The organism is Streptomyces sp. NPDC110618 (assembly GCF_055657065.1).
In genome coordinates this window covers 94,489-114,693 of record NZ_JBVKBN010000008.1, presented here as the reverse complement: position 1 = coordinate 114,693, position 20,205 = coordinate 94,489, and the positions used below count along the sequence as shown (strand labels likewise).

General features: G+C 72.0%; 7 protein-coding genes. All 7 read left to right on the top strand.

Annotation, left to right across the window (positions count from 1 at the left end; all coding sequences use genetic code 11):
- Positions 1-9 precede the first annotated feature (9 nt).
- The 7 genes from ACZ7L7_RS17020 to ACZ7L7_RS16990 all read left to right on the top strand — a co-directional run bounded on the left by ACZ7L7_RS17020 (position 10) and on the right by ACZ7L7_RS16990 (position 20,191).
- Positions 10-318: an acyl carrier protein gene (locus ACZ7L7_RS17020; protein ID WP_285513465.1), complete on the top strand. Its 309-nt coding sequence runs from the start codon at positions 10-12 to the stop codon at positions 316-318.
- A complete protein-coding gene (locus ACZ7L7_RS17015; protein WP_472076284.1) occupies positions 311-6,349 on the top strand; it encodes a type I polyketide synthase in 6,039 nt (2,012 codons plus the stop codon). The genes ACZ7L7_RS17020 and ACZ7L7_RS17015 overlap by 8 nt, the downstream gene beginning before the upstream one ends.
- A gap of 2 nt (positions 6,350-6,351) precedes the next feature.
- Complete coding sequence (locus ACZ7L7_RS17010; RefSeq protein WP_472076282.1) at positions 6,352-13,002, top strand: thioester reductase domain-containing protein; 6,651 nt, start codon at positions 6,352-6,354, stop codon at positions 13,000-13,002.
- Between the two features lie 119 nt (positions 13,003-13,121).
- Positions 13,122-14,630: an MFS transporter gene (locus ACZ7L7_RS17005; RefSeq protein WP_285513468.1), complete on the top strand. Its 1,509-nt coding sequence runs from the start codon at positions 13,122-13,124 to the stop codon at positions 14,628-14,630.
- Between the two features lie 242 nt (positions 14,631-14,872).
- On the top strand, positions 14,873-16,624 hold the full coding sequence (locus tag ACZ7L7_RS17000; protein WP_453607514.1) for an NAD(P)/FAD-dependent oxidoreductase: 1,752 nt from the start codon (positions 14,873-14,875) through the stop codon (positions 16,622-16,624).
- Positions 16,625-16,835: 211 nt separating this feature from the next.
- The gene (locus tag ACZ7L7_RS16995; RefSeq protein WP_471429583.1) at positions 16,836-18,332 is read left to right on the top strand and encodes an FAD-dependent monooxygenase; all 1,497 of its coding nucleotides are present in this window, start codon (positions 16,836-16,838) and stop codon (positions 18,330-18,332) included.
- A gap of 122 nt (positions 18,333-18,454) precedes the next feature.
- Positions 18,455-20,191: an NAD(P)/FAD-dependent oxidoreductase gene (locus tag ACZ7L7_RS16990; protein WP_285513471.1), complete on the top strand. Its 1,737-nt coding sequence runs from the start codon at positions 18,455-18,457 to the stop codon at positions 20,189-20,191.
- Positions 20,192-20,205 lie beyond the last annotated feature (14 nt).

The window sequence follows — 20,205 nt, the reverse complement described above, 5'->3', positions numbered from 1 at the left end:
GGTGCCACGGTGAGCGGAACTGTGCAGGGGGTCACCCCCCAGGAGATCACCCCCGAAGCGGTGGAGAACTGGCTGGTGGAGCAGATAGCCCAACGAACCCTGCTGCCCCCGGCCACGGTGTCGGTCCACCTCTGCTTCGACGAGTTCGACATCGATTCCGCGGACAGCCTGGTCATCACCACGGCCCTGGCGCACTGGCTCGGATTCGAGGTGGATCCGCGCGCCCTCGTCAGGTACCCGACCATCAGGTCGCTCGCGGGTTACCTGGCCGGCCAACGCCGTCAGGTCATCACAGGAGGTATGCCGGTCCATGGCTGAGAACCGACGGTTCGAGCCCCGCCCCGACGACATAGCAGTCGTCGGGGCCGGTTGCCGCTTCCCCGGGGGCGTACGCGACCTGGACGGACTGTGGCGGGTGCTGATGGACGGCGTGGACGTCGTCACCCCCGTGCCCGCCGACCGCTGGAGCGACGACTTCCACCACCCCGACCGGCACAACCCGGGCACCACCTACTGCCGTGAGGGCGGATTCCTCGACGAGATCGACCGGTTCGACGCCGACTACTTCGGTGTCTCGCCGCGCGAGGCCCGCGCCATGGACCCGCAGCAGCGGCTGCTGCTGGAGGTCTGCTCCGAGGCCATGGAGGATGCGGGCGTGCCGCGCGGCGCCTGGGAGGGCAGCCGCACCTCCGTGCACATGGGCATCCTGGGCTCCGACTATCTGCTGCTGCACGCGCGGACCAGCGGGATCCGCGGTATCGACCCCTACTTCGCCTCCGGCAAGGAGTTCAGCTTCGCCGCCGGACGCATCGCCTACACCTTCGGGCTGCACGGCCCGGCGATGACCGTCAACACCGCCTGCTCCTCCTCGCTCGTCGCCGTCCACCTCGCCTGCCAGGCGCTGCGCAACGGCGAGGCCGACACCGCGCTCGCCGGCGGCGTCAACGTCATCGTCGCCCCCGAACTCTCCGTCTTCATGGGCAAGGTGCAGGCGCTGTCCCCGACCGGACGGTGCCGCCCCTTCGACGCCCGCGCCGACGGCATCGTCCGCGGCGAGGGCTGCGGGGTCGTCGTACTCAAGCGCTACGCCGACGCGGTACGCGACCATGACCGCATCCACGGGCTGATCCGGGGCTCGGCCGTCAACCAGGACGGCCGCAGCGCCGGACTGACCGCCCCCAACGCCGTAGCGCAGCAGGACCTGCTGCGCGCGGCGCTGGCGTCGGCGTCCGTCACCCCCGACGAGCCCGTGTACGTCGAGGCGCACGGCACCGGCACCCCGCTCGGCGACCCGCTGGAGATCTCCGCGCTCACCGAGGTCATCGGCCGCGCCCGCCCCGACGGCAAACCGCTCCTGGTCGGCTCCCACAAGGCCCACTTCGGGCACATGGACTCCGCCGCGGGCATCGCCGGACTCCTCAAGACGCTGCTGGTGCTGCGCCACCGCACGGTCCCCGGCCAGATCCACCACGTCTACCCGGCCCCGATGATCGACTGGGAGTCCTCCGGCACCCTCGTCCCGGTGGAGCACACCCCGCTGCCCGGCGAGGAGCCGCTGACCGCCGGGGTGAGCGCCTTCGGCCTGTCGGGCACCAACGCACACGTGGTCCTCGGCAGCGCGCCGCAGCCGGCGGAGACCGACGACACCGCCGACGCCGCCGGTCCGCACACCCTGCTGCTCTCCGCGACCACCGCCGACGGACTGCGCCGGCTCGCCGCCGACTACGCCGGGCGGCTCGCCGACCCGGTCGGCCCCGTCGCCGCCGCCTCCGCGGTGCGCCGCAGCCACCTCAAGCACCGGATCGCCGTCGTCGGCAAGGACGCCGCCGAACTCACCGCCGCGCTCGCCGAGGCCGAGGGCAGCCGGGCCGCCGACAACCCGCCCAAGGTCGTCCACGTCTTCTCCGGACAGGGCTCGCAGTGGCCGAGGATGGGCCTGGACCTCGCCGAGAGCGAGCCCGTGGTCCGCGACACCCTCGACGACATCGACGAGCTGCTGCGCGCCGAGGCCGGCTGGTCCCTGTACGACGTCCTGCGCGACGCCGACCCGGCCCGGGTGAAGGCCACCGATGTCGCCCAGCCCGCCGTGTTCGCCGTCCAGGTGGCGCTGGCCCGGCTCTGGCAGTCCTGGGGCGTGCGCCCCGACGCGGTCATCGGCCACAGCATGGGCGAGGTCGCCGCCGCGCACATGGCCGGAGCGCTCGAACTGGAGGACGCGGTACGGCTGGTGACCCACCGCGGGCGCCTCATGCACCGCGCCGCCGGCACCGGCCGGATGGCCAACGTCGAACTGGGCGCCGACCAGGTCGCCGAGCGGCTCGCGGCCCGCCACCCCGAGGTGTGCGTCGCCACCGAGAACGGGCCCGCCTCCGTCGTCATCGCCGGACCCAAGGAGGCCGTCGAGGCGGCGGTGCGCGAACTCGCCGACGACGGGGTCAACGTGGTCGCGCTCCCCGTCGACTACGCCTTCCACTCACCGCTGATGCAGCCCTACGCCGACGAACTCGCCGCGATACTCGCGGACTTGAGGCCCACCGCGCCGACCGTGCCGTTCCTGTCCACGGCTCTGCCCGGCGAGGACGTGCCGCTGGACGCCGCGTACTGGAGCGCCAACCTCCGGCAGGCGGTGCGGCTGTGGCCCGTCGTCGACACCCTGCTCGCCCAGGGCGAGACGGCGTTCGTCGAGATCGGGGCGCACCCGGTGCTGGCCCGGCCGCTGAACGCCGCGCTCGCCCACCGCGAGCGGCGCGGGCCGGTCGTCTCCTCGCTGGTCCGGGCCCAGCACGGGCCCACCATGCTGGCGCGCTCCCGGGCCAGGCTGCACGAGGCGGGCGTCGCGATCGACTGGGCCGCCGCGCACGGCCGTCCGGTGCGGCCGGTGACGCTGCCGCCGCAGCGGTGGGCCGACGAGCGGTTCTGGCTGGACGGCGTGGAGCGCGGCGAACAGGGCTCCCCGGCCGCCGACCTGAGCGGGCTGCGCGCCGAGGTCCGGCTCGTGGACTCCGGTGGACGGGTGGTGGCGGAGCTGGGCGCGGCGACGCCTGCCGTCGAGGCTCCCGCGGCAACCGTCCCGGCTCCGGCGCCTGTTGCCGTCGCGGTCCAGGAAGCGCCGGACGCCGCCGTGGAAGAGGCCGCGCCCGTCTCGTACGACCGTGAATACGTGGCCTCCACCGTGCACTCCGTGCTCATCAAGATCCTCGGGCACGGGCCGCGCAAGCGGCTGCCGCGTGGCCGGGGGTTCTTCGAGCTCGGTGTCGACTCGATCTCCGTCGCGGAGTTCGGGCGCATGGTGGCGGAGAAGCTGAGGGTGCCGGTCGACGGCGCGGACGCGCTCGCGCACGGGACCATCGACGGGTTCACCGACTACATCATGACGCTCACGCCGGAGGGGGATGCGCGGGCGGAGGGTGCCTCGACCCACGAGCCGGAGCCTGCCGCGCCCCTCGACGGCACTCCCGAACCGCCCGTTGCCAAGGCACCCGTCGGCGGCACTCCCGAACCGCCCGCCGCCAAGGCGCCCGCCGAGGTGGTTCCGGTTCTTCCCGCCGAACCCGCCCCCACCCCCGAACCCCCGGCCCCCGACCTCGGCGAATCCGTCGAACCCATCGCCATCGTCGGCATCGGCTGCCGGCTCCCCGGCGGGGTCAACGGCCCCCAGGACTTCTGGCAGTTGCTCGACGAGCGCCGCGACGCCAGCGGGCCCGTGCCGGCCGGCCGCTGGGACGCCTCGGCGTTCGAGGGAGTGCCCGCGCGCGGTTCCTTCCTGGACTCCGTCGACGGGTTCGACAACTCCTTCTTCCGGATCTCGCCCCGCGAGGCCCGCACCATGGACCCGCAGCAGCGGCTGTTCCTTGAGGTGGCCTGGGAGGCGCTGGAGGACGCCGGGGTCCGGGCGGACAAGCTGAGCGGCACCCGCACCGGCGTCTTCGTCGGCCTCAACACCACCGACTACCAGCAACTGGTGACCCGCCGCGAGTCCGACGTGGACCTGTACTACGGCACCGGCAACTCCTTCAGCGCGACCGCCGGGCGCATCTCCTACTTCCTGGGGCTGCGCGGGCCGAGCATCGCCGTCGACACCGCCTGCTCCTCCTCGCTGACCGCCGTGCACCTGGCCTGCCAGAGCCTGCGCGCGGGGGAGAGCGGGGTCGCGCTGGCCGGCGGGGTGAACGTGATGGCCACTCCGACGGTGTTCCTGTCCATGGGCGCGGCCGGGGCGCTCGCCCCCGACGGGCGGTGCAAGACCTTCGACGACTCCGCCGACGGCTACGGCCGGGGCGAGGGCGCCGGTGTGGTCATCCTCAAGAAACTCTCGACCGCGCTGCGCGACGGTGACCGGGTGTACGCGATCATCCGCGGCAGCGCGGTCAACCAGGACGGCTCCAGCGGCGGGTTCACCGTGCCCAGCGGAACCGCCCAGGAGGAGGTCATCCTCACCGCGCTCGACCAGGCCGGGATCGCACCGCACGAGGTGTCCTACGTCGAGGCGCACGGCACCGGCACCCGGCTCGGCGACGCGGTCGAACTACGCGCTCTCGCCGGTGCGTTGGGCGCCGGCCGCCCCGAGGACCGTCCGCTGGTCGTGGGCTCGGTGAAGACCAACGTCGGCCATCTGGAGGCCGCCGCCGGAGTCACCGGACTGATCAAGACGGTGCTGGCGCTGGGCCACGAGACCATCCCCGCCCAGCTCCACCTGAACGAGCCGACCGGCCAACTGGACTGGCAGAAACTGCCGTTGAAGGTCGCGGCCGGACCCGTGCCGTGGCCGCGCGGCGACCGGCCGAGGATCGCGGGCATCAGCGCCTTCGGCTTCACCGGCACCAACGCGCACGTCCTGGTCCAGGAGGCCCCGCCGCAGCCCGCCCCGGCCCTGACCGGGCCCGCCCGGCCCTGCGTGCTGACCGTGTCGGCCGCCACCCCGGACGCCCTGACCGATGCCGTCGCCCTGATGCGCGAGCGGGTCGCGGCCACCGAGGACAGCGAACTCGCCGACCTGTGCTGGACGTCGGGCGCCCGCCGCGCCCACCTCGCGCACCGGGTCACCGCCGTCGGAGGCACCCGCGAGGAGCTCCTCGCCGCCCTGGACCGGGCCCGCCCGGTGCAGGCCCGCGACGAGGCGACCGTGCTGTTCGTCTTCGGCCGCACCCCCGCCGACACCTCCGGCTACGAGGAGGCCCTGGCCGGCGACCCCGAGGCCGCCGACGCCTACCGCAGCGCCCTCGCCGAGGCGCGGGACGCGCTGCGCGCCGAACTCGGCGAGACCGACGGACCGGCGCCGCCCGGCAGCGTGGAGCACGCGGGCGAGGTGTTCGCGGGCCAGCTCGCCACCACCGCGCTGTGGAAGGCGCTCGGCGTCGAGCCCGACGCGGTCGTCGGCTGGGACATCGGCGAGTACGCCGCCGCCGTGGTGGCCGGTGACCTCACCCTGCTGAACGCCGTACGGCTGCTCGCGGCCGGAGTGCCCGTGCCCGCGCAGGCCGACGGGGCGCGAGTGGTCCGCCACTCCGCCGCGCGCGGCTGGTCGGGGCTGGCCAACGAGGTCATCATGTCCGGCATCGACGTCCTGCTGGACATCGGCACCGGCAGCCGCGCCATCCGCATGCTGGGCGCCGCCCTGGACGCGGCGGCCGAACCCGGCGAGACCGTGCCGGTCCAGCTCACCGCGCCGCGCAAACGCCAGCCCAGCGGTGTCGAGAAGGCCTACCTCGGCCCGGTCGACCTGCTGGAACTGGCCGCCTCCCTGCACGCGCACGGCGTGAGCGTCGACTGGGACCGGCTGGTCCCCGGCGCGCACCGGCCGGTGACCCTGCCCGCCTACCCGTGGCAGCGCAAGCCGTACTGGGTGGACACGCCGTACCGCGTGGAACCGCGCCCGCAGTCCGAGCCGCAGCCCGCGGCCGAGACGGCGAGCGCTCCGGAGCCCGCCGCCGGACTCGCCGCCGACCTGCTCGCGCTGCCGCCCGACCGGCGTGCGCAGCGACTGGTCGACCTGCTGCTCAAGCTGGTCGCGCAGGTCCTCGGCGAGGAGGCCGACGTCTCGCCCGACCAGGGCTTCTTCGACCTCGGCATGGACTCGGTGCTCTCCCAGGACCTCAAGCGGCGCGCCGAGCACGAGCTGGGCCTCGAACTGCCCGCCACCGTCCTGTTCGAGTGCCCCAATGTCACGTCCTTCGCCCGCTTCGTCCTCGACGAGGTGCTCACCGAAGAGCAGGACCAGCCCGAACCGGTGGCCGAGCCGGAGCCGGTGGAGGACCTGGAAGATCTCGCCGACCTCGACGACGACTCGCTGCTCAGCCGTCTCGACGACGCGCTGGCGTCGTCCGAAGCCCTGTTGACCGAGGGAGACTGACCATGACGACCCCGGACTACCGGGCCCGCCTCGTCGAAGCCGTCCGCACCATCGAGAAGCTCAAGGGCGAGCTGGCCAAGAACCGCAGCCGCCCGCTGGACGAGCCGATCGCCATCATCGGGCTCGGCTGCCGCCTGCCCGGTGGCGCGGACAGCCCCGACTCGCTGTGGCGGATGCTGGTGGACGGCACCGACACCATCCGGGAGTTCCCGGCCGAACGCGGCGACGCCCAGGCGGTGTTCGACGCGGACCCGGACCAGCCCGGGAAGGCGTACGTCACCCAGGGCGGCTTCCTCGACGAGCGCGTGGACCTGTTCGAGCCCGGCGTGTTCGGGATCTCCCCGCGCGAGGCCGTCGGCATGGACCCGCAGCAGCGGATCGGGCTGGAGGTGGCCTGGGAGGCCCTGGAGCGCGCCGGGTACGCGCCAGACCGGCTCACCGGCTCCGCCACCGGCGTCTACTTCGGCGTGTCCACCACCGACTACGCCCGCCTGAGGCAGTCCGAGGGCGACATCCGGGACGTCGACGCCTACCAGCTCGTCGGCGAGCCCAGCTTCGTCGCGGGCCGGATCTCCTACACCCTCGGCCTGATGGGCCCGAGCAAGGTCGTCGACACCACCTGCTCCTCCTCCCTGGTCGCGCTGCACGAGGCCTGTCAGGACCTGCGTACCGGCGAGTGCGACATGGCGCTCGCCGGCGGGGTCAACCTGATGCTCTCGCCGTACGGCTTCGTGATGATGAGCAAGTTCGGCGGCCTGTCCCCGGACGGCCGCTGCAAGACCTTCGACGCGAGCGCCAACGGCTATGCGCGCGGCGAGGGCGCCGGGGTGGTCGTGCTCAAGCGGTACTCCGACGCGCGGCGCGACGGCGACCCCATCCTCGCCCTGGTGCGCGGCTCGGCCGTCAACCACGACGGCCGCAGCAGCGGACTGACCGTGCCCAACCCGGCCGCCCAGCAGGGCGTCATCCGCAGCGCCCTGGAGCAGGCCGGGATCGCCCCCGGCGACGTCGACTACGTGGAGGCGCACGGCACCGGCACCGCGCTCGGCGACCCCATCGAACTGCGGGCGCTGCAAGCCGTGATCGGCCGCAACCGCCCGGCGGACAGGCCGCTGAAGGTCGGCTCCATCAAGACCAACATCGGTCACCTGGAGTCGGCGGCCGGCATCGCGGGCGTGCTGAAGCTGGTGCTCGCGCTCCAGCACGGCGAGCTGCCGCCGCACCTGCACTTCAACGACCCCAACCCGAACGTCGACTGGAGCAAGCTGAACGTCGAGGTCACCAAGGACGGCGGTCCCTGGGGTGCCACCGGCGACCGGCCGCGCATCGGCGGCATCAGCAGCTTCGGCGCCAGCGGCACCAACGCGCACGCCGTCATCAGCGCGGTGCCGGAACCAGCCGAGCCCGCCGACACGTCCGCCGGGCCGCAGGTGCTGACCCTGTCCGCGCACTCCGCGCAGAGCCTGACCGCGCTCGCCGGACGGTACGCCACCCACCTGCGGGACAACCCCGAGGTGCCGCTCGCCGACATCAGCTGGACCAGCCAGGTCGGCCGGTCCCGGCAGCGCAGCGGGCTCGCGGTCACCGGCTCCTCGGCGGGCGAACTCGCCGACGCGCTGGAGGCGTTCGCGCGCGGCGAGCGGGCCTCCGGCGTCGTCACCGCCGAACTGCCGGTGCACAAGCACCGCAAGACGGCCTGGCTGTTCACCGGCCAGGGCTCCCAGTACGCCGGAATGGCCCGCGGCCTGGCCGACGTGCCCGCCTTCCGGGTGCCGTTCGACGAGGCCGCCGACCTCTTCGACGTCCACCTGGACCGGCCGCTGGCCTCCGTGGTGTGGCCCGAGCCGGGGCAGGACTCCCCGGTCGACGACACCCGCTACACCCAGCCCGCGCTGTTCGCGGTGGAGTACGCGCTCGCCCGGATGTGGCAGTCCTGGGGCCTGAGGCCCGGCGGACTGCTCGGCCACAGCATCGGCGGCATCGTCGCCGCCTGTATCGCCGGTGTCTTCGAACTCCCGGACGCCGTCCGGCTGGTCGCCGCCCGCGCCGCCCTGATGGCCGCGCTGCCGGAGGGCGGCGCCATGGCCGCCCTGGACTGCGACGAGGCCACGGCCCGCGCGGCGATCTCCGGGTACCGCGACACGGTGTCGCTGGCCGGGGTCAACGGCCCGTCCAGCGTGGTGATTTCCGGCGCCGCCGCCGACGTGGACGCCGTGCGCGCCACGCTGGAGGCACGCGGCACCCGCACCACCCGGCTCACCGTCAGCCACGCCTTCCACTCCCCGCTGCTGGCGCCCATGCTGGCGGACTTCCGGGCGGTCGCCGAGTCGCTGACGTACAACATGCCGACGCTGCCGCTGGTCTCCGACCACACCGGACGCCCCTGGACCGCCGAGGACAGCGGCCCGGAGTACTGGGTACGGCACGCGGCCGGCACCGTCCGCTTCCACGACGGACTGACCGCCCTGCACGCCGAGGGCGCCCGCACCTTCCTGGAGATCGGACCCTCCCCGGTGCTCAGTGGCATCGGGGAACGCACCGGCCTGGACGGCGACTGCCTGTACGTGCCGTCGCTGTACAAGCCCCGGGCCGGGGCACCCGAGGACCGCACCGCCGTCCAGCGGGCGCTTGGTCTGCTGCACCTGCGCGGCGAGACCGTGGACTGGACGGCGGTGCACTCGGGAGCGGACCGGGCCCCGCGCCGGGTGCCGCTGCCGGTCACCCCGTGGAACGGCGAGCGCTACTGGTACGAGGAGCGCCGCGAGGCGCCCCGCGCCTCCGCCGGAACTCCGGTGCCGGTGGCCGGAACACGGCTGCACAGCGCCGTACCCACCTATGAGCAGCAACTGGACTCCCCGGAGTGGGACCGCTACGCGCGCACCGGCGCCGACGGCTTCCGGTTCCTGCCCGTCGGCTCGCTCAGCCGGGTCGCGCGGGCCGCGGCCGGGGACGCCCTCGGCGGGGTGTGGTCCTGCGTGGAGAAGCTGGAGGTCTTCCGGCGCATCCCGATGGAACGGGCCGGCCGGGTCCTGCAAGTCACCGTCGACGGCGACGAGGACGGCTGCGCGATCGTCACCCTGCACACCCAGACCCCCGCCGAGGCCAACGCCGGGGCGCCCTGGACGCGGCACGCCCGCGCGGTGCTCAGGCGCCGGGCGAGCACCCGCTCGCGGCACTCCGCGCCGACCCTCGCCGGGCACGAGTACGCCGACGACCTGCACTACGAGACGGCCTCCCTGTCCGACGCCCTGATCGGCGCCGTGGTCTCCGCGCGCCGCGGCGACGAGGGCGTGCTGGTGGCCCTCGGCCTGGACAGCGAGGAGACCGCCGACCACGCCGTGCAGGTCTTCGACGCGGCCGTCGCCGCCGTCTCCTGGGACGCGGGCCTGACCAAGGCGGGCTACGCGGGCCGCGTCACCGAGGCCACCCTGGAGTCCCTCCAGGCCGCCCGCTACGTACGGGCCATCGCCCAGCCCGGCAAGGACCCCGGCACCGTCTGCGGCAGCGTCGACCTGTTCTCCGAGGACGGCGCCTACCTGGGCGGCATCCGCGAGCTGATGGTGGTCATCGAGGACGCGAAGCCCCCCGCCGAGCCCGCCCCCTGGCGCGACCCGGAGGAGCTGCTCACCCGCCTGGAGTGGCAGGAGACCGAACCGGCCGCCGCCGCGCCCGACCTGTCCGGGCAGGGCTGGCTGCTGGTGCCCGACCGCACCGGCACCGCCCGCCGGCTCGCGACCGCGCTGCGGGCGCTCGGCGCGGACGCCCGGATCGAGGAGTCCGGCGCCCCCGATCTGGACGACTGGCTCGGCCGGCTGCCCGACGGTGTCACCCCGCACCGGGTCGTCCTGCTGACCGGCCTGGACGCGCCGCGCCCCGACGCCGCCGACGCCGACTCGCTCACCGCCTTCCGCGACCGCGCCGAACTGGCCGCCGTCGCCCTGGTCCAGGGCCTGTCCGCCCGCGCGGCCTGCACGAGGACCGGGCTCAGCCTGGTCACCCGCGGCGCCGTGCCCGCGCTGCCCGAACAGGGCGTCACCTCGCCGTTCGCCGGGACGCTGTGGGGCCTTGGCCGGGCGATCGCGCTGGAGCACCCCGAGCACTGGGCCGGTGCGATCGACCTCGACCCGGACGCGGGGGAGAGCGACGAGGGTACGGCGCTGGCCGCGGCGCTCGCCGACACCGCCGAGGAGGACCAGCAGGCGCTGCGCGGCACGGGCCGCCGGGTCGCCCGGCTGGTGAAGTTCCCGCTGAGCGCCGAGGAGTTGAGGCGCAGGCCGGTCATCGACAAGCAGGGCACCTATCTGATCACCGGCGCCTTCGGCGGCATCGGCCAGGCTCTCGCCCGCGACCTCGCGGACAGCGGCGCGGGCAAGCTCGTGCTGCTCGGCCGCACTCCGCTGCCGCCGAGGCAGCAGTGGAACGATCCCGGGTTGACCGACTCCGTGCGCGAGCGCGTCGACTTCGTGTCGGCGCTGGAGGAGACCGGGGTGCTGGTCGACGTGGTCGCCGCCGACGTCAACGACGTCGAGGAGATGCTCCCGGTCGTGCAGGGCCTGGCCACCGGCCTGATGCCGCTGCGCGGTGTGGTGCACGCGGCCGGTACGTCGGTGCCGCAGTTCCTGCGGGACATCCCGGTCGACGATCCGCGCGACTACGACGCGGTGTGGCGGCCCAAGGTGGTCGGCGGCTGGCTGCTGCACCAGCTCACCGAGGGGCTGGAGCTGGACTTCTTCCTCGGCTTCTCCTCCATCGCGGCGACCTGGGGCTCGCAGCACGTGACCAGCTATGCCGCCGCCAACTCCTTCCTCGACGCGCTCGCCGAGTACCGGCACGCGCAGGGCCTGACCGCGCTCACCGTGAGCTGGGGCCCGTGGGAGCTGACGAGCAATCTGTTCGGCGCGGACGTCGTGGAGTTCCTGACCTCCACCGGTCTGCGCATGCTCTCGGCACCGCAGTGTCTGAAGCTGCTCAACGCCCTGCTCGCCCAGGACGCCCCGCAGGCCGTGGTGTGCTCCGCCGACTGGGCGCGGTACAAGCCGGTCATGGAGGCCCGCGCCGACCGCCCGGTGCTGCGCACCGTGGAGATCGACGAGGGCACCGGCGGCGGTACGTCCACGGCGGTGCTCCAGGCCCTGGAGGGCGCCGACGCCGCGGGCCGGGCGGGCGTGCTCACCGGGTATCTGCAGCAGGTGCTCGGCGAGGTGCTGGCGGTGCCGCCGGAGTCGGTGCTGCCGGAGGCGGACGTGATGTCGCACGGCCTGGACTCGCTGATGGTCATGGAGGTCGTCAAGCGCTGCAAGGGCGACCTGGGCATCAGCGTGCGCCCGAGTCAGTTCTTCGAGCGGACCACGCTGGAGGACTGGGTGCGCCTGCTCGACACCGAGCTGGGCGGCGAGGGCGAGGCCGCCCCGGAACCGGCCGCGGACTGGACGGAACCGGCGCGGATCGCCGCCGACGTGAACCTCGACCCGGCGATCGTGCCGGCCGGGCCCGTCGGCAAGGGCTGCACAGACCCCACCGACGTGCTGCTCACCGGTGCCACCGGCTTCCTCGGGGCGTACATCCTCGACGAGTTGCTGGCCACCACCCGGGCCACCGTGCACTGCCTGGTCCGCTGCGACACCCCCGAGTCGGGCCTGGAGCGGATCAAACGGAACCTGGAGCAGTACCTGCCCTGGCGCGAGGACGCCGAGGCCCGCATCGAGGTGGTCCCCGGCGACCTCGGACAGCCCCGACTGGGCCTGGACGAGGCGGAGTTCACCCGGCTCGCCGGACTGCTCGACGGGATCTACCACAACGGCGCCTGGGTCAACTTCTCCTACACGTACGAGCAGTTGCGCCCCGCCAACCTCTCGGGCACCGAGGAGATCCTGCGGCTCGCCTGCGCCGGTCCGACGCAGATCCCGGTCTCGTACGTCTCGACGTACGGCATCTGGGGCATCCCGGCCGACGGCCGCACCGTGATCGCCGAGGACGACGACATCCTCGGCGCCGGCAAGCTGGTGACCGGGTACGTGCAGACCAAGTGGGCGGCCGAGCTGCTGGTGCGCCAGGCGCAGGAGCGCGGTATCCCGGTCGATGTGCACCGGCCCGGCCGGGTGCTCGGCGACTCCCGTACCGGCGCCTGCCTCACCACCCACTTCACCACCCGTGTGATCAAGGGATGTGTGCAGCTGGGAATGGCCCCGGACCTCGATCTGGAGATCGAGATGACCCCGGTGGACTACGTCACCTCCGCGCTGGTGCGGATCTCCCGCGAGGAGCACGCGTGGGGGCAGACGTACCACCTGGTCAACCGGCGCAAGGCGGCCTTCAAGGAACTGCTGGAGGCGATGGAGCGGCACGGCTGGGAGTTCCGCACGGTGCCGGTGGAGCAGTGGTGGCGTGCGCTGCAGGACTCCTTCGCCGTCAACGACAACGAGCTGCACCCGGTCATGGGGGTGGTGGAGGAGTTCGTCGTCGGGGGCGAGGAGGCCATCGACTACGACGCCACGAACACCTTGCGGGGCCTGGCCGGCTCGGGCATCGCTTGTCCGCCGCTCGACGGGTCACTGCTCTCGCTGTACTTCGAGTGGATGGTCCGAACTGGGTACTTGCCCGCACCGTCGCACAGGGAGAATAATTCATGGCAGGATGAATCCATCAACGGGTGAATTCATGAAGCGGTGACGCCCCCGCCCCTTGCGGCGGCCGACCCGCCCCGCCGAACCAAGGTCCGCGGCCCCCGTCGGAAGGGGGCCGCGGAACACGACGGAGAAAGGCATCTCCCCCCATGACCACATCCGAAGACCGGGTCCCCGGCGGTACCGCCGTCGGAGCGGCCCCGTTAGCGAACCCCAAGCGCTGGACGGCCCTCGTCTTCATCTGCCTGGCCCAGCTGATGGTGGTTCTCGACATCACGATCGTGAACATCGCTTTGCCGGAGATGCAGGCCGACCTCGGCTTCTCCAATGAGAACCGGCAGTGGGTCGTCACCTCGTACACCCTGGCCTTCGGCAGCCTTCTGCTGCTGGGCGGCCGGATCGCGGACTACACCGGCCGCAAGCGGGCCTTCCTGATCGCACTGGCGGGCTTCGCGGTCGCCTCCTGCCTGGGCGGTGCCGCTCCCAACATCGAGATGCTGCTCACCGCGCGTGCCCTCCAGGGCGCCTTCGGTGCGCTGCTCGCCCCGACCGCGCTCTCCCTGATCTCGGTGAACTTCACCGACCAGAAGGAGCGCGCCAAGGCGTTCAGCATCTTCGGCGGCATCGTCGCCTCCGGGGCCGTCATCGGTCTGCTGCTCGGTGGCATCCTCACCGAGTACATGGACTGGACCTGGTGCATGTACGTGAACGCGCCGATCGCCGTCATCGCCGCGTTCGGTGTGCTGTACCTGGGTCCGGAGCAGCGTGCCGCGGTGCGCGCCCGGATGGACATCCCCGGCGTGCTGCTGGTCACCAGCGGTCTCGTCGCGGTCGTGTACGCGTGCAGCGAGGCCGAGTCCGAGGGCTGGGGCTCCGGTCTGGTGGTGGGCCTGTTCATCACCGGCGCGGTGCTGCTGGCCGCCTTCGTCGCGGTCGAGGCGCGCTCCTCGCACCCGCTGCTGCCGCTCGCGGTCATCCGGGACCGCACCCGGGGCAGCTCCTACCTGGCGGTCGGTGTGGCGATGATCGCCATGCTCGGCGCGCTGTTCTTCCTCACCTTCTACCTCCAGCTCGTCAAGGGGTACTCGCCGGTGGAGACCGGTCTGGCGTTCCTGCCGCTGCCGCTCGGTGTCGGTATGTTCGCCGGCGGTGTGTCCACCAAGCTGATCCCCAAGGCCCCGCCGCGCGCGCTCGTGGTGCCCGGCATGGTCATCGCGGCCTGCGCGCTGTTCTGGCTGGCCGCGCTCGACCCGGGTTCCTCGTACTGGGGCATGGTCGCGCCCGCTCTGTACGTCCAGGGCGCGGGCATGGGTCTGGTGATCGCGACGGCGATGAACTACGCGACCTACCGGATCGCCGACGAGCACGCCGGTGTCGCCTCCGGCACCGTCAACACCGCGCAGCAGATCGGCGGTTCGATCGGTACGGCGCTGCTCAGCACGCTCGCGGCGGACGCGGCGGCCGAGTACCTCGCCGAGCGCGCCGCACAGGCGAAGAACCCGGCGGTGGTCCACCAGGCCATGACCGAGGGGTTCACGACCGCCTTCACCTGGGCCGGCATCATCATGGCCTGCGGTGCGGTGGTCATCGCGGCGATGATGAACACGCCCAGGCCGCGGCCCGGTGAGACCAGCGCCCCGGTGGCGCACATGGGCTGAGGCAACCCCGCACGGCCCGGGCGGCCGGCTCCCCGCGAGGGAGCCGGCCGCTTCACCGTGTGCGCCCCCGGGCGGTCGGCCTCTTTTTCGGGGAGGTCGACCGCCCTTTTTTCTTTAACGATTGATTTCTCGCCATGCATGTACCGTTGAAATGACCGGAATATGAGTTGTCTTTGAGGTGCGAAACCTACCTTGGCCGGGATCCGTAGCCCTGACGGCTGAAAACGACCAAGGAGAGGCTCATGCCCCGAGACGGCCTCAGCCCCAAGAGCCCCCATGCACCGCAGTACGACGTGGCCATCCTGGGCTCCGGCCTGGCCGGAACCACGCTGGCCGCCTGCCTCGCCAACAACGGCGCCAAGGTGCTCGTCCTCGATGCCGGACTGCACCCGCGGTTCGCCATCGGCGAGTCCACCATCCCGTACACCTCGATGATGATGCGACTGGTCAGCGAGCGGTACGGCGTACCGGAGGTCAAGTGGCTGACCACCTTCGAGGCGGTCCAGTCGAAGATCACCACCAACTGCGGGGTCAAGCGCAACTTCGGCTTCCTCTACCACCGCGAGGGCGCCCGGCAGAACCCGCTGGAAACCAGCATGTTCCCGATCCCGAAGATCACCCACACCGAGAACCACTTCTTCCGCCAGGACACCGACGCCTGGATGCTGAACGTCGCCCTCAAGTACGGTGCCGAGGTCCGCCAGCAGACGAAGGTCATGGACGTCGACATCGACGACGACGGCGTCACCGTCATCCCGGACCAGGGCGACCCGGTGCGCGTGAAGTTCATCGTGGACGCGAGCGGCCACCGCTCCCCGCTGGCGCAGAAGTTCGGGCTGCGTGAGGAGCCGAGCCGGCTGCGTCACCAGTCGCGCTCCCTGTTCACGCACATGATCGGGGTGAAGCCGTACGAGGACACCGTGCCCAAGGGCACGCACCACAACCCCAGCCCGTGGAGCGAGGGAACCCTGCACCACCTCTTCGAGGGCGGCTGGATGTGGGTCATCCCCTTCGACAACCACCCGTTGCACACCAACCCGCTGTGCAGCGTGGGCCTGAACCTGGACCCGCGCATCCACCCGGTCCCGGACTGCTCCCCGGAGGAGGAGTTTCGCCGGTTCATCGCCAAGTACCCGGACATCGCCCCGCAGTTCGAGGGCGCCGTCGCCACCCGCGACTGGGTGCGCACCGGACGGCTCCAGTACTCCTCGAAGCAGACCGTCGGCTACCGTTGGTGCCTGACCTCGCACGCGGCCGGCTTCGTGGACGCCCTGTTCTCCCGCGGCCTGTCCAACACCATGGAGATCATCCACGCCCTGGGCTGGCGCCTGCTGGACGCCATCAAGGAGGACGACTTCTCCGTCGAGCGCTTCCAGTACGTCCAGGAGCTGGAGCAGGGCCTGCTCGACTTCAACGACGACCTCGTCGCCAACGCCTACACCTCGTTCGGCAGCTGGTTCCTCTGGAACGCCTGGTTCCGGGTGTGGTCGCTCGGCCAGATCCTCGCCACCTTCGAGATCAACCGCGCCTACGCCACCTTCCTCGACAGCCGGGACCCGGCCGGGCTCGCCCGCCTGGAACGCCAGGCACCCGACGGCGCGATCCCCGACCACGCCCCGGTGCGCCGGCTGCTGAAGAACGTCAGCACCCTCGTGCAGGCCGTGCAGAAGGGCGAGGCGGACCCGCGGGAGACCTCGGACGAGATCCTGCGGCAACTGCGCGCCGCCGACTTCGTACCGCCCGCCTTCGGCCTGGCCGACCCCGACAACCACTGGACGGACGCCACCACACTGAAGGTCCTGCAGACCCTCAAGTGGGCGAAGAAAGACGCTCCCGACGAGATCGGGGACCTCGTCTACGAGGGCCTGACCCTCTTCCTGCGCAAGCGGTTCGACCAGGAGGAGTTCAAGGTCACCGAGGAGCTGAAGCACATGGCCGCCTACTGGCCGGTGGTCGGGCGGATCATCAAGCACCGGGCCCACAACGTCAGTTGACGCCGGACGGGTCCCGCCGTCCGCGCGGACGGAACGGTGGGACATCGGCCGGGGCGATCGAGCGCTTCCCGAAGGGCAAGCGGATCTTCCAGCACCTCCTGCGGGCCCGGTCGGTTCCGCGACCGACCGGATGATGCGAGCCGTTTCTCGCGCACCGGTCGCGAAGGAGTCGACGGGCCCGCCCAGGGGGCCGTAGAGAGAGGTCAACGCAGTGAACGACAAGACCGCCGCATACGACGTGATCGTCGCCGGTGCCGGTCCCACCGGGCTGATGCTGGCCGGTGAACTCGCCCTCGCGGGCGTGCGCTGCCGGGTCGTGGAACGGCGCGAGGACCGCACACGGGAGTCCCGGGCACTGGGACTGCACGGCAGGACCATGGAGGTCCTCAACATGCGCGGCGTCGCCGACGAGGTACTGGCCCGCGCCAACCCGATCCCGCGGGTACGGGTGTCCCTCGGGCAGTCCCTGTTCGACATGGGCCAACTGGCCACCGACTACGGGCAGTTGACGATCATCCCGCAGGGGGAGACCGAGGAGGTCCTGGAGAAGCGCGCCACCGCCCTCGGCGTGGTCGTGGACCGCGGGGTCAGCCTCACCGACTGCCGCCAGGCCGGCGGTCTTGTCCACTGCACCCTGGAGCAGGACGGCCGCACCTGGCAGGAGAGCGCCTCCTACCTCGTCGGCTGCGACGGCTCGCGCAGCCGGGTGCGGGAGGCGATGGGCGCCGATTTCACCGGCGCCACCTACCCGTACACGATCATCGTGGCCGATGTGAAGCTCGGCACCCCGCTCGACGACCAGCTCCTGATCCGCGTCGGCCGCGCGGGGCTCGTGGTCGCGACCGACTTCGGCAACGGCTGGTACCGCATGGGCGTCATCGACCGGGAGAAGCCCTGGTCCGACGACCCGGTCACGCTCGCCGAGGTCGACCAGACCCTCGCCAAGCTGTTCGGACGGGACATGCGGCCCAGCGAACCGCTGTGGACCTCCCGCTTCCACATCCAGGAACGGCAGGCCTCCTTCTACCGCCAGGGACGCATGCTCATCGCCGGGGACGCCGCGCACGTGCACTCCCCGCTCGGCGGACAGGGCCTCAACCTCGGTATCCAGGACGCCATGAACCTCGGCTGGAAGCTCGCCGCCGTGATCAACGGGCGCAGTTGCGACGACATCCTCGACACGTACGCGCTGGAACGGCGCCGGGTGTCCCAGGGCGTGATCAAGGTGACGGACATCGCCACCCGCATGATGACCTCCGACAAGCTGCCCGCCCGGGTCGCCCGCAAGGCCGTGATGACCCTGGCCAGCCGCATCCCCAGGACCCACCAGGTCGCCGTCGGACACCTCTCCGGCATCGCCACCCGCTACCCCTCCATGGTGTCCGCCGTCGGCGCCTCGCCCCTGGCCGGCACCCGCGTCCCCGACCTGAGGATCGCCGGGCCCGGCGGCCCGCAGCACCTGCACGAAGTGCTGCGCCACGGCGGGTTCGTGCTCATCGAGCGCGGGGACGGCGCCCCGGTGCTGCCCTCGGCGGCCGAGGGCGAGGGCATCCTGCTCCGGCTGCGCGGCCGGATCGTCGCGGACTCCGGCCCCTGGAGCGAGCCCGAGGTCGTGCTGGTCCGCCCCGACGGCTACTGCGCCTGGGCCGGCCCGCGCAGCCGCGCCCAGGAACTGTCCCTCGCCTACCGGAGGTGGATCCAGGACTGACCCGCGCCGCGGGCGAGGCCGTAGCGGTGCGCGGCGGCTCCCTGAGCCGTGGCTGAGTGGGGCTTGAGCCGGTGGTCCTAGCTTGGCCGAAACGGATGCCGGGATCGACCAAGGAGAGGCTCATGCCGACTCGCTCGAAGCACCCTACGTCGCCGCAGTACGACGTGGCCATCCTGGGTTCGGGCCTGGCGGGCACCACGCTGGCCGCCTGCCTCGCCCGCAACGGCGCGAAGGTGCTCGTCCTCGACGCGGGTACGCACCCTCGCTTCGCCATCGGGGAGTCCACCATCCCGTACACCTCGATGCTGATGCGGCTGGTCAGCGAGCGGTACGGGGTTCCCGAGATCAAATGGCTCACCACGTTCGAGTCCGTGCAGTCGAAGATCTCCACGAACTGCGGGGTCAAGCGCAACTTCGGCTTCCTCTACCACCGCGAGGGCGCCCGGCAGAACCCGCTGGAGACCAACGAGTTCCCGATCCCGAAGATCACCCACACCGAGAACCACTTCTTCCGCCAGGACGTCGACGCCTGGATGCTCACCGTGGCCATCAAGTACGGCGCCGAGGTCCGCCAGCAGACGAAGATCGTGGACGCCGAGTTCGACGACGACGGGGTGACGGTCATCCCCACCACCGGCGACCCGGTGCGGGTGAAGTTCCTCGTCGACGCGAGCGGCCACCGCTCGCCGCTGGCGGAGAAGTTCGGGCTGCGCGAGGAGCCGAGCCGGCTGCGCCACCAGTCGCGCTCGCTCTTCACGCACATGATCGGGGTCAAGCCGTGGGAGGAGACCGTCCCCAAGGGCAGCCACAAGAACCCCAGTCCGTGGAGCCAGGGCACCCTGCACCACATGTTCGAGGGCGGCTGGATGTGGGTCATCCCCTTCAACAACCACCCGCGCGCCACCAACCCGCTGTGCAGCGTGGGTCTCAACCTCGACCCGCGGATCCACCCGGTGCCGGACTGCTCCCCGGAGGAGGAGTTCCGCCGGTTCATCGCCAAGTACCCGGACATCGCCCCGCAGTTCGAGGGCGCCATCACCACCCGGGACTGGGTGCGCACCGAGCGGCTGCAGTACTCCTCCAAGCAGACCGTCGGCTACCGCTGGTGCCTGACCTCGCACGCGGCCGGTTTCGTGGACGCGCTGTTCTCCCGCGGTCTGTCCAACACCATGGAGATCATCCACGCGCTGACCTGGCGGCTGCTGGACGCCATCAAGGACGACGACTTCGCCGTCGAACGCTTCGAGTACGTCCAGGAGCTGGAGCAGGGCCTGCTCGACTTCAACGACGACCTCGTCGCCAACGCCTACACCTCCACCAAGAGCTGGTTCCTGTGGAACGCCTACTACCGCTCCTGGGTGCTCGGCCAGGCGCTCGCCACCTTCGAGATCAACCGTGCCTACGCCTGGTTCCTGGAGGACCACGACCCGAAGGTCCTGGAGCGGCTGGAGCGCCAGGCCCCGGACGGCGCCATCCCCGACTACGCGCCCCTGCGCGAGCTGCTCAAGGGGATGAGCGAGGCGATCCAGGACGTGCAGCACGGGCGCCGCGAGGAGCGCGAGGCCGCCGACCACATCATGACGCTGCTCGGCAAGGCCGACTACATCCCGCCGGTGTTCGGCCTCGCCGACCCCGACAACCACTGGACGGACGTCACCCCCGTCAAGCTGGCCAAGACCCTGCACTGGTCGCGCACCAGGGCGCCCAAGGAGATCGGCGACCTGACCTGGGAAGGGCTCACGCTCTTCATGAAGAAGCGCTTCGACCGCGACGAGTTCCAGCTGGCCGAGGAGCTCAAGCACACGGTCGCGGGCTGGCCGGTGATCGGGCGGGCCTTCCGGGTCCCCGAGCCCGAGTGACCGCACCCCCGGAT